Genomic DNA, 11,567 nt, shown 5'->3' on the forward strand with positions numbered 1-11,567 from the left:
AAATTCTTCATTCTTCATTCATCATTCTTCATTAAGCAGTCTTAGCCGAGCGTGACTTCTACGGTGTGTGTGCCGTCCTTCTGCAGCGGCACCACGTTGCCCTTGACCGTCACGCCGTCCACCGTGAGGCTCTTGACGCCCCGGCAGACCCCGGCAGGGTTCGTGATGCGGATGTCGTACTCCGCGCCCCGGTAGCGGCGGCGGATGCGGAAGCCCTTCCAGCCGGCGGGGATGCACGGGTCTATTTCCAGTCCTTCGTAGCCGGGTTTGATGCCGAGGATGAACTGCGTGATGGCATACCAGTTCCACGCCGCCGTGCCTGTCAGCCAACTGTTCTTACCTTCTCCCGGGCGGGCGGCGTCCTTGCCGGCCACCATCTGCGCATATACGTAAGGCTCTACCTTGTGCAAGGTGCTGTGCACTTCTTCCACGTAGGCCGGGCATATCTTGCGGTAATACTCCCAGGAGCGGTCGCCTCGTCCCAGCACCGTCTCGCCGATGATGACCCACGGGTTGTTGTGGCAGAAGATGCCGGCGTTCTCCTTGTAGCCCGCGGGGTAGGTGGAGATTTCGCCGTATTCCACCACGTAGCGTGTGAAAGGCGGGTTGTTCAGCACGATGCCGTGCTCGCAGTCCAGGCGTTCCTTCACCGAATCCAGTGCCTTCTGCACCATCCCTTCTTCCAGTCCGATGCCGGCCATGGTGCACCATCCTTGCGACTCGATGAAAATCTGCCCTTCCTCGTTTTCCTTCGACCCCACCTTGTTGCCGAAGAAGTCGTAAGCGCGCAGATACCAGTCGCCGTCCCAGCCGTGTTGCTTCACAGCTTCCACCATCTCGTCCACGCACGCTTGGGCACGGTCGGCTTCTTCCGTCTTGCCCAGCTCGCGGCAGAGTTGCACGTAGTCGCGTCCGCAGACCACGAACAGGCCGGCAATCATCAGCGATTCGGCCTTCGAGCCTTCCGTCTTGTTCTCCGTCGTCTGGAACGATTCGTTCGGGTCCCACGAGAAGCAGTTCAGGTTGAGGCAGTCGTTCCAGTCCGCCCGGCCGATGAGGGGCAGCTTGTGCGGGCCCAGATTCTCCACCACGTGGTTGAACGACACGCGCAAGTGTTCGAACAGCGATACTTCCGAACCCGGCTGATTGTCATACGGCACCGGTTCGTCCAGGATGCCGAAGTCGCCCGTCTCCTTGATATAGGCCACCGTTCCGAAAATCAGCCACATGGGGTCGTCGTTAAAGCCACCGCCGATGTCATTGTTGCCGCGCTTCGTCAGCGGCTGGTACTGGTGGTAACAGCCTCCGTCGGGGAATTGCGTGGAGGCAATGTCGATGATACGTTCGCGGGCACGCTCCGGAATCTGGTGCACAAAGCCCACGAGGTCCTGGTTCGAATCGCGGAAACCCATGCCGCGTCCGATGCCGCTCTCGAAGAACGAGGCAGAGCGCGACATGTTGAACGTAATCATGCACTGGTACTGGTTCCAGATGTTCACCATCCTGTCGAGCTTCTCGTCGCCGCTGTCCAGCACGTAGGCATCCAGCAGCCGGTCCCAATAAACTTTCAGTTCCTCGAACGCAGCGTCCACCTTGTCCGTCGTGTCCAAGGCTGCTATGGTAGCTTTGGCCCGTTTCTTGTTCACCAGGGCGCAACTGGGTGTGCTTTGCAGCACGGCAGGGTTGGCTGCTTCGAATTTCTCTTCTTGCGGATTCTCCACGTACCCCAGCAGGAAGATGAAGTCGCGGCTCTCGCCCGGAGCCAGTTCCACCTCTATGTAATGCGAGGCGATGGGGCTCCAGCCGTGGGCGATGCTGTCGGACGGGCGTCCGGCCACAACGTTCTGAGGGTTGGCAAACTCGTTGTACAGCCCGATGAACGTCTCGCGGTCGGTATCAAAACCTTGGATGGGCACGTTGACGCTGTAATAGGCGTAGTGGTTGCGGCGTTCTTTGTACTCTGTCTTGTGGTAGATGACAGAGCCGTCTACCTCCACTTCGCCCGTGGAAAAGTTTCGCTGGAAGTTTTCCATGTCCGTGGCGGCGTTCCACAAACACCACTCTGCGAAGGAGAAGAGTTTGAGGCGTTTGGTTGCTTCGCCCGTGTTGCGCAGGGTCAATTTCTGCACTTCGGCCCACGTCTTCAGGGGTACGAAGAACAACACGCTGGCCTCTACGCCGTTCTTGGCACCGGTGATGCGCGTGTAGCTCATGCCGTGACGGCACTCGTAACTGTCCAGCGGAGTCTTGCACGGCTTCCATCCCGGCGACCAGACGGTTTCGCCGTCTTTGATGTAGAAGTACCGTCCGCCGTTGTCCATCGGGACACTGTTGTAGCGATAGCGTGTGATGCGGCGGAATTTGGCATCCTTATAAAAGCTGTATCCTCCGGCTGTGTTCGATATGAGTGAAAAGAAATCTTCGTTGCCCAAGTAGTTGATCCAGGGCCATGGTGTCTGCGGGTCAGTGATGACGTATTCGCGATGGGCGTCGTCAAAATAGCCGTACTTCTTGTCTTGCATGTGTCTTGGTCTTTATAATAGTTATTGATGGATATGTAGATCTCTCGGTCAAATGGTTGCCCCGGCGGGGCGACGCGGTTCAAAAATAGTGATTTTTTACTGAATGGGCATCATTTCCGCTGTTATTTTCGCGTTTTTTTACCATAAATGATAGGGAAATGACATTGCCTGATAAAATAGTGGCATCTTTTGATAAAATAGTACCAGTCTTCTGTTTCATTCTGGCTTATCTTTGTAACGATATTTAAGGCTTTTGTACAGGCGGGTACGGCGGAATGGTTGGATGCTTGCAAATGACTTATGGGTTTTCAATAGGACTTATTTCTTTGTTTAGAGTATGAGAGTATGGCATGCTTCGGCCGCGTTTCGCACTTACCCGCCTTTGTGCATCCCATAGGGCGGATTCTTTTTTTATTCACTAATATCATAAGAACAAAAGTATGTATAAACATTGGATTTTGGTTATTGCAACGGTGCTGGGCGTGACACTGTCGGTTTCTGCCCAGTCGCAACGCGAGCGCATCCTTTTTGACAACGATTGGCAGTTTGCCTTTGGCAATGCGTCTTCGCCGGAGAAGGATTTCGGGTGTGGAACCGAGTATTTTAATTATCTGACGAAGGCGGCGTCTATCCATAACACCGGGCCGTATTCCGAGAAGTTCGACGCTTCGTCGTGGAAGACGGTCGACCTGCCCCACGACTGGGTGGTCGATTTGCCTTTCGCCCCCGAAGCCAGCCATAGCCACGGCTATAAAACAGTGGGATATAAGTATCCCGAGACCAGCGTGGGATGGTATCGCAAGACCTTCACCGTGCCGCAGGAGGACTTGGGCAAACATATCTGGCTACAGTTCGACGGCATTTTCCGCGATGCCCGCGTGTGGGTCAACGGTTTCTACCTGGGTAATGAGCCCAGCGGCTATGCCACGCAGGTGTATGACATCTCGGAGTACTTGAATTATGGTGGCGAAAACTTGGTGTGTGTCCGTGCCGATGCCACGCTGGAAGAGGGCTGGTTTTACGAAGGGGCCGGCATTTACCGCCACGTCTGGCTCAACAAATCGGCCCCGCTCCATGTGGTTCCGTTCGGTACCTTTATTTCGGCCGTTTTCCCCGAGAAAGGAAACTTCAGTAAGGCCGTGCTGAACATTGAGACCACGGTGAAGAATGACGGGCTGGCTCTCGCAGACTATCACTTGAAGCATACGCTGAAGGACAAAGAAGGGCGCGAAGTGGGCCTCGTGGCCAGCGACTCGGCCGTTCTCGGCCTTCCGGCCAAACAAGAGAGCACTACCACCGTGCAAATGGCGGTGGAGAACCCCAACCTGTGGTCGACGGAATCGCCTTATATATATAATGTATATACGGAGGTCTATTCGGGCGACCGTCTGGTCGATGCCTACACTACCCCCATCGGCATCCGTCACATCGCATTCGACCCAGACAAAGGCTTCTTCCTGAACGGCCAGCATGTGAAGTTGAAGGGTGTCAATATGCACCAAGACCATCCGGGCGTGGGGAGCGGAATCCCCGATGCCCTCCAGGCCTATCGGTTGAAGGAACTCAAGAAGTTCGGCTGCAATGCCTACCGCGCTTCCCACAATCCCATGACGCCCGAGATGCTGACTGCCTGCGACACGCTGGGCATTCTGGTCATTGAGGAAAACCGCCTGACGGGCGTGAACCGCGAGCACATCGACCTCTTGCAACGCATGATTCGCCGCGACCGCAACCATCCTTCGGTCATCCTGTGGAGCGTGGGCAACGAGGAGTGGGGCATCGAGTGGAAGGAGACGGGGACGCGTATTGCCGCCTCCATGCGCGAGTACTGCCACCGCGTCGACTCCACGCGCCCCATGATCGTGGCCAGCAGCAGCGGGCCGGCCATCCTCATCCCTGCGGACGTGGCCGGGTATAACTACATTCTGCAAAATCCCGTGGAACAGCATCGCAAGGACTACCCGCAGCGTTGTGCCCTTGGCTCGGAGGAGACCAGCGGTTGCGGCACGCGAGGTGTCTACTTCGACCAGCCGGGCACCGGCCGCATGGTGGCGCATAACCGCCGTCCCAATGGGCCGGACAGCCTATTGAACTGCATCGAGCGCGGCTGGAAGTTTTACGACGAGCGTCCCTATCTGGCCGGCCTGTTCTACTGGACCGGTTTCGACTACCGCGGCGAGCCGAACCCGATGAAGTTTCCCGCTACGGGCTCGCAGTTCGGCATCTTGGACTATTGCGGCTTCCCGAAAGATGAGGCTTACTACCTGAAGGCTTGGTGGACGGACGAGCCCGTGCTGCACATCTTGCCCCACTGGAACCTGGCAGGCCACGAAGGAGACTCGATAGATGTCTGGGTTTACAGCAATTGCGACGAAGTGCAACTGACGGTCAACGGCAAACGGCTGGAACGCAAAGCCATGCCCAAGAACGGGCACCTGTCTTGGAAGGTGGTCTACCAGCCCGGTTCGGTGAAAGCCGTGGGTTATAACGGAGGCAAGAAGGTACTTACGAAGACGGTGGAGACCACGGGCGAGGCGGCCCGCATTGTCCTGTCTGCCGACCGTCCCGTAATCAAAGCCGACGGGCGCGACGTGGCCGTGTTCCGGGTGGAGCTGCAAGACCGGAAGAAACGCTTTGTCCCGACTGCGTGCGACCGCTTGGACTTTACGGTGGAAGGCCCCGTGCGCATCTTGGGCGTGGGCAACGGCGACCCCGCTTATCGCGACCGTGAACGTCCTGCCGACCCCGATGCCCGCAGCTATCAGGTAAATGCTTTCAACGGCCTGGCGCAAATCTTGCTGCAAAGCACCGGCGAGGCCGGACAGGCCACGCTGACGGTCCGCTCGGGCAATCTGCCTGTGGCAACCTATGTCTTGCAGTTAACCGACTGATAACCAGTATTTGTAACCATCAGACTCCGGCATACCGAAGATCGCACTTCGCCGCAACGCACAACGCCTTTCCGCCTTCCGGACAAGAGCCATGCTTCTTCCGGACAAGAGCCACGGCCGTGACGCACGGTGGATTCCGACGGTGTGCCGGAGCCGTTTTTCCCGGTCTCGGACGAACCTCTGTCCTTGTTTTTTCCTTTTCGGGCGCCATTTCCCTCCCGCCAATAGTTGGAAGAATAAGAAAGAATCACTACATTTGCCAACGTGATACTTTATTAGCCTCAATGCGTATGGAAAACACCGATAACATCATCCGCGAGATTACCCCCTTGTCCGACCGCGATTGCTTCTATGTAGTCAATCGGCGGAAATCAGAATTTACTTATCCGATACACTACCACGAAGAATACGAACTGAACTTCGTAGAAAATGCCCCCGGCGTGCGCCGCGTGGTGGGCGATTCGGCCGAAATCATCGGAGACTACGACCTTGTGCTGATAACAGGAAAGAACCTGGAACACGCTTGGGAACAGCACGATTGCACTTCTAAAGACATCCGTGAAATAACCATTCAGTTCGCTCCCGACCTGATTTCTCCCCAGTTGCGCAACAAGAACCAGTTCGCTTCTATCGTACACATGCTGAACCGTGCCCAATGCGGGCTGAGCTTCCCTCTCCAAGCCGTGATGAAAGTGTACAACCAATTGGAAAAGCTTGCTACGGAAGAGCAAGGCTTCTATGCCGTCCAAGACTTTTTGTCCATCCTGTACGAATTGTCTTTGTTCGAAGACGCCCGGACGTTGTCTACCACTTCCTTCGCCAAGATAGAGTCCGTGTCAGACAGCCGCCGGGTGCAGAAAGTGCAGGCGTATATCAATGAGCATTTCCGCAAGGAGATACGTCTGGTCACCTTGGCCGAGATGGTGGGCATGACCCCCGTCTCGTTCAGCCGCTTCTTCCGCCTGCGCACAGGCAAGACCCTTTCTGAATACATCATCGACATCCGCCTGGGGGCGGCTTCACGTCTCTTGGTAGATTCCACGCGGACGGTTGCCGAGATTTGTTACGACTGTGGCTTCAATAACCTTTCCAACTTCAACCGCATGTTCAAACGGAAAAAAGGATGCGCCCCGAAAGAATTCCGGGAAAATTATCACAAGAAAAAAATCATCATTTGACAAGCTTCTGATAAAATAGTATCAGTATCCGAAGGATTTAGTGCGTACATTTGGGGCGGATTATTAATTAGTTAGAATGCCATGAGAAAAGTAACTGTTCTATCTTTCCTCGTCCTGCTCTGCATCGGCGCAGTGCACGGACAGATTCGCGGAAATGAAATCCGTGTAGTTGTATCACCGGACCACAACGACTGGGAGTACGCACTCGGCGAAAAGTGTACCTTTACTATCCGGGTCGTCAAAGCCCAGAACCTCCTGCCTGATGTTACGGTGGATTATGAATTGGGCCCCGAAATGTATCCGACAGAAAAAAAAGAGGGAGTTGTCCTGAAAGACGGCATGCTGAAGCTGCGTTCCAGCATGAAGACGCCCGGATTCTTGCGTTGCAAGGTGAAAGCCCATGTGGATGGCAGGACCTATGAGGGCCTGGCCACGGCAGCTTATGAACCGGATAAACTCCGTCCGGTCAGCCAGCTTCCCGATGATTTCCAGTCGTATTGGAGCGAGACGCTGCGGAAAGCGCGTGAATTGCCTTTGAATCCATTGATGACTTTACTTCCGGAACGTTGCACCGAGACAGATAATGTCTATCAAGTAAGTTTCCAGACGAAACCCGGAGGCGGCCGCTTCTACGGTATCCTTAGCATCCCCAAGAAAGAAGGCAAGTATCCGGCGCTGTTGCGTGTGCCGGGAGCCGGTGTGCGTCCTTATACTGGAGATACTTATACCGCACCGGGGCGTGCCATAACACTTGAAGTGGGCATACATGGCATTCCTGTCACTATGCAACAGTCTGTTTATGATGCGTTGGCCAACGGTGCGTTGAGCAATTATTGGACGTTCCGTCGTGACGACCGCGACGCTATCTATTACAACCGCGTCATCGTGGGCGCGCTGCGGGCAGTAGACCTCATCTGCTCCCTTCCCCAGTTTGACGGTAAAACATTGGGAGTTACCGGCTCCAGCCAGGGGGGCGCTTTAACTATTATCACGGCTGCTCTCGATTCGCGCGTGACCTTTTTAGCTCCAGTGCATCCGGCCATGTGCGACCACGAAGCCTTCTTCGAAAAACGTGCTTGCGGTTGGCCGCACTATTTCCTGTATTACGGTGGAGCTGATGATAAAGTGCGTCAGACAGTGCGCTACTACGACACGGCCAACTTTGCCCGCTTTATCAAAGTCCCCGGCTGGTACAGTTGGGGATACAACGACGAGGTCTGCCCGCCCACTTCCATGCATGCGGCCTATAACCTCATCGAAGCTCCCAAGGAGTTGCATCCCTACTTGGAGACCGGCCACTACTGGTACCAGGAACAGTGGGACGCCTGGCAGGCATGGATACGGAAACAGTTGGGTGTAGAATGATTTAATAGGAAGAAAACTTTATTTATGAAATTGCGGATAACTCTTTGGGCAGTGCTACTCGTTTGCTTGGCTGCCTGCTCTCATCAGCCTCAAAAAACAGTGAAACATTCATTTATTACAGTGAACGATAGCGGCCAGTTCATACGCGATGGCAAGCCCTACTACTTCGTCGGTACCAACTTCTGGTACGGGGCCATCCTGGGCTCTACGGGCCGTGGGGGCGACCGCGACCGCCTGGCTCGCGAACTGGACTTCTTGAAAAGCATCGGTGTGACTAACTTGCGCACCCTGGTAGGAGCCGACGGGCCGGACGGAATAAAGACCCGTGTAGAACCTTCGTTGCAACTTGCCCCCGGCGTGTACAATGACACTATCCTCGACGGCTTGGATTACTTCATGAACGAACTGAAGAAGCGCGACATGACGGCCGTGCTCTACCTGAACAATTCCTGGGAGTGGAGCGGCGGATATTCCGTTTACCTCCAGTGGTCCGGCCATGGTGATGCCGTGGTTCCGGCCATCGACGGCTGGCCTGCGTTTATGGAGTATGTGAAGCAGTACCAGCAGTCAGACAGTGCGAAGGCTTTGTTTGCCAAGCATGTGGATTATATCCTGAAGCGTACGAACCGTTATAATGGCTTGAAATATACGGAAGATCCGACCTTGATGTCCTGGCAAATCGGGAACGAGCCGCGAGCCTTCTCCGAAGAAAACAAGGAACCCTTTGCCCGCTGGATGGCCGATGTGGCGGCACAAATTCGTTCCTTGGACGCCAATCATATGATTTCCTCTGGAAGCGAAGGCATGTGGGGCTGCGAGAACGACATCGCCTTGTTCGAAAAGGTTCATTCCGACCCTAACATCAGCTACCTGAACATCCATATATGGCCATACAACTGGGGATGGGTGACGGCCGACAGCCTGACGGAACTGTTGCCTCGCGCTAAAGAGAACACGAAGCAATACATCAGCCAGCACATGGCGGTTGCGAAGAAGTATCGCAAGCCGATTGTCCTGGAAGAGTTCGGTTTCCCGCGCGACGGCTTCCGGTTTTCCAAAGACGCCCCGACCACGGCGCGCGATGAATACTATCGGTTTGTCTTCGACCTGATTCGGCAAGACCGGGAAAGTGGCGGTCTTTTCGCCGGGTGCAATTTCTGGGCCTGGGGCGGTTTTGCCAATCCTGCCCATGAGTATTGGGAACGTGGGGACGACTACACCGGTGACCCGGCTCAAGAACAGCAAGGGTTGAACTCGGTGTTTGCTACCGATTCTACCATTGAGATTATCAAAGCGGAAAACGAAAAACTGAAATAATGGAAGGTATGAAACATCTTTTGAGTAAAACATGTATCGGGTGCGCCTTGTTGGTCCTGCTGATGGGGTGCGCCTCTAAAACCGAGAAAAAAGCGGATACGGCTGACGATTCGGCCCGGAAGCAGGAAGTGCCTGCCTTAGTGGTAAAAGGTACTCAGTTAATGAACGAAAAGGGCGACACGGTGGTGCTGCACGGCGTCAGCTATGGATGGCATCAATTCTGGCCTCGCTTCTACAATGCTTCTTCCGTGGCCTGGCTGGTCAAAGACTGGGGAGCGGAAGTGCTGCGCGCATCTATGGGCGTAGAGTTGGAAGGAGCTTATATCGATGACCCGCAAAAGGGTGTGGAATGTGTGCAGGCTGTGGTTGATGCCGCTATCGCGAACGGCGTATATGTCATTATCGACTGGCACAGTCACGGCATTCGCACTGAAGAGGCCAAAGGTTTCTTCACCCAGATGGCTACCCGCTACAAGGGCGTGCCCAACGTCATTTATGAAATCTTCAACGAACCCGTGGAAGACAGTTGGGAACAGGTGAAGGCTTATTCGGAGGAAGTTATCAAGACCATCCGCGCCATCGAACCCGACGCGCTGATTCTGGTAGGTTGCCCCCACTGGGATCAAGACATTCACCTGGCAGCAGACAGTCCCATTACGGGTTACAAGAACCTGATGTACACCTTGCATTTCTATGCCAACACCCACGGGCAGTGGTTGCGCGAGCGTGCTGATTATGCCTTGGGCAAAGGCTTGCCCATCTTCGTCTCCGAGTGTGCAGGCATGGAAGCCTCGGGCGACGGGCCTCTCAATCCCGAAGAATGGAGCTTGTGGGTGGACTGGATGCGCAGTCATTCCATCAGTTGGGTAGCTTGGTCGATATCGGACAAAGATGAAACTTGTTCCATGCTTTATCCTAAAGCATCTTCTGAAGGAAATTGGAAAGATGACGATGTAAAAGAATGGGGACACATGGTTCGTCAGGAACTGAAGAAAGTCCGCCGATAGGTTTCTTTCGGTGAAAGAGTCGGCAAAAGCGAATGTCTTGTCTGCATGGTTTGTAGGCAAGTACATTCGCTTTCGTTTTGGGGGGCAGGCTCTGCTTTTATCTATATGTTTCTTTTCTATGAGTGCGTTCGGTATTGTACAATTGGCGGATGCGATGCTTTCCATGTGCGTCAAGCTGAGATAATAACAAATATCGGTCAAGTATTAGTGAGAATTGTGCAAAGGCTTTTGTGACTGCTGGCCTAACTTTGCAATGGAAATCAACAACATAAACACAAAATAAAAAACGATTATGGATAGACGGACTTTTGTCGGGACTTCAGGTTTATTACTTGCTGGTACTTTGTTAGGGGGCGTGCCCATTGTCGGTGGAAAAAGCGGGAAAAGAAAAATGGAAGCGGACGGATTGGGTTTCCCTTTGATGGATTTGCACGTTCACCGTTCTTCGGAATTGAGCATGGAGGAGATACTGGAAACATCCCGGAATTTAAACTTGAAAATCGGGGTGATGGAAAATGTGGCTCCTTGGGGCATCACGTGCGATGAGCAGTTGAAAGCGTATTTGGATGCAATGAAGCACTATCCGGTATACGTAGGTTTGCAGCTTATGAGCCCCGGATGGTCCAAGGGCTTATCGGCAGATTTGGTTGCACAAGTTGACTATGTGGCGATGGACCCTCAAGTGGTGGAAAAAGGAAATGGTTACGGAGAAACCGTCCGAGTGTGGGAATACACAGCTTATATAGATGATTCGGAAACGTTCATGGAACGTAATATGGCGCATTGCTTGGACATCCTTATTGGTGATGAACCATTGGACATATTCGCCTGCCCGCTTTTCTTGCCCGCTTGTATCCAGCGGGAGTATGAGACTTTGTGGACTAAGGAGCGGATGCGGCAATTGATTGATGCAGCTCGTGTCAGGGGCATTGCCATCGAAATAAACGATACAGCACACGTTCCACACGAAGAATTCGTGTGCATGGCCAAACGTGCTGGATTGAAATTTGCATTTGGATCAGACACCCGTAGTCATACATTGGGGCGGCTGGACTATTGTAAGCGTATTGCCAAGAATTGTCGTCTCACAGAAAAAGATTTCTTTATTCCTAAGAAAAGTAAGTGATGATGTTTTAATACAGTCAAATCGTAAAAGCTCGATGCAGGCATCTTTTATATATATTATAATGTGTATTTTCTCCTTCTTTTCCCCTGTCCTTTTCCTTGTCTTTTTTTTGTTTTCCCCGTAACTGTTTGTTTTCCATGCAGATTGTCCATAATGTTTCA

General features: G+C 53.6%; 8 protein-coding genes. 6 read left to right on the plus strand and 2 right to left on the minus strand.

Going from position 1 to position 11,567, the window contains the following annotated elements; all coding sequences use genetic code 11:
- Nucleotides 1–41: 41 nt before the first annotated feature.
- Both M3090_RS09470 and M3090_RS09475 read right to left on the minus strand, forming a co-directional pair.
- A complete protein-coding gene (locus tag M3090_RS09470; RefSeq protein WP_249055575.1) occupies nucleotides 42–2,522 on the minus strand; it encodes a GH36-type glycosyl hydrolase domain-containing protein in 2,481 nt (826 codons plus the stop codon).
- Between the two features lie 79 nt (nucleotides 2,523–2,601).
- Entirely contained in the window at nucleotides 2,602–2,742 is a 141-nt protein-coding gene (locus M3090_RS09475) for a hypothetical protein (protein WP_249055578.1), read from the minus strand.
- A 220-nt stretch (nucleotides 2,743–2,962) separates the two neighbouring features.
- Between M3090_RS09475 and galA the strand changes: the two genes are divergently transcribed.
- The 6 genes from galA to M3090_RS09505 all read left to right on the plus strand — a co-directional run bounded on the left by galA (nucleotide 2,963) and on the right by M3090_RS09505 (nucleotide 11,406).
- Nucleotides 2,963–5,413, plus strand: a complete 2,451-nt coding sequence (galA, locus tag M3090_RS09480) for a beta-galactosidase GalA (protein WP_249055579.1) — start codon at nucleotides 2,963–2,965, stop codon at nucleotides 5,411–5,413.
- Nucleotides 5,414–5,703: 290 nt separating this feature from the next.
- The gene (locus M3090_RS09485; RefSeq protein ID WP_249055582.1) at nucleotides 5,704–6,591 is read left to right on the plus strand and encodes an AraC family transcriptional regulator; all 888 of its coding nucleotides are present in this window, start codon (nucleotides 5,704–5,706) and stop codon (nucleotides 6,589–6,591) included.
- An 81-nt stretch (nucleotides 6,592–6,672) separates the two neighbouring features.
- The gene (locus tag M3090_RS09490; RefSeq protein ID WP_249055583.1) at nucleotides 6,673–7,956 is read left to right on the plus strand and encodes an acetylxylan esterase; all 1,284 of its coding nucleotides are present in this window, start codon (nucleotides 6,673–6,675) and stop codon (nucleotides 7,954–7,956) included.
- Between the two features lie 24 nt (nucleotides 7,957–7,980).
- Nucleotides 7,981–9,273, plus strand: a complete 1,293-nt coding sequence (locus M3090_RS09495; protein WP_249055586.1) for a glycoside hydrolase 5 family protein — start codon at nucleotides 7,981–7,983, stop codon at nucleotides 9,271–9,273.
- A gap of 8 nt (nucleotides 9,274–9,281) precedes the next feature.
- Complete coding sequence (locus M3090_RS09500; RefSeq protein WP_410553220.1) at nucleotides 9,282–10,280, plus strand: glycoside hydrolase family 5 protein; 999 nt, start codon at nucleotides 9,282–9,284, stop codon at nucleotides 10,278–10,280.
- A gap of 292 nt (nucleotides 10,281–10,572) precedes the next feature.
- A complete protein-coding gene (locus M3090_RS09505) occupies nucleotides 10,573–11,406 on the plus strand; it encodes a hypothetical protein (protein WP_249055591.1) in 834 nt (277 codons plus the stop codon).
- Nucleotides 11,407–11,567 lie beyond the last annotated feature (161 nt).

Source organism: Bacteroides sp. ET71 (assembly GCF_023336905.1).
GTDB lineage: Bacteria > Bacteroidota > Bacteroidia > Bacteroidales > Bacteroidaceae > Bacteroides.

Excerpts from the sequence above, each read along its gene's own strand:
- galA (WP_249055579.1), top strand. The coding sequence starts at position 2,963 with ATGTATAAACATTGGATTTTGGTTATTGCAACGGTGCTGGGCGTGACA.
- M3090_RS09490 (WP_249055583.1), top strand. The coding sequence starts at position 6,673 with ATGAGAAAAGTAACTGTTCTATCTTTCCTCGTCCTGCTCTGCATCGGC.
- M3090_RS09505 (WP_249055591.1), top strand. The coding sequence starts at position 10,573 with ATGGATAGACGGACTTTTGTCGGGACTTCAGGTTTATTACTTGCTGGT.
- M3090_RS09475 (WP_249055578.1), bottom strand. The coding sequence starts at position 2,742 with ATGAAACAGAAGACTGGTACTATTTTATCAAAAGATGCCACTATTTTA.
- M3090_RS09485 (WP_249055582.1), top strand. The coding sequence starts at position 5,704 with ATGGAAAACACCGATAACATCATCCGCGAGATTACCCCCTTGTCCGAC.
- M3090_RS09470 (WP_249055575.1), bottom strand. The coding sequence starts at position 2,522 with ATGCAAGACAAGAAGTACGGCTATTTTGACGACGCCCATCGCGAATAC.
- M3090_RS09495 (WP_249055586.1), top strand. The coding sequence starts at position 7,981 with ATGAAATTGCGGATAACTCTTTGGGCAGTGCTACTCGTTTGCTTGGCT.
- M3090_RS09500 (WP_410553220.1), top strand. The coding sequence starts at position 9,282 with ATGAAACATCTTTTGAGTAAAACATGTATCGGGTGCGCCTTGTTGGTC.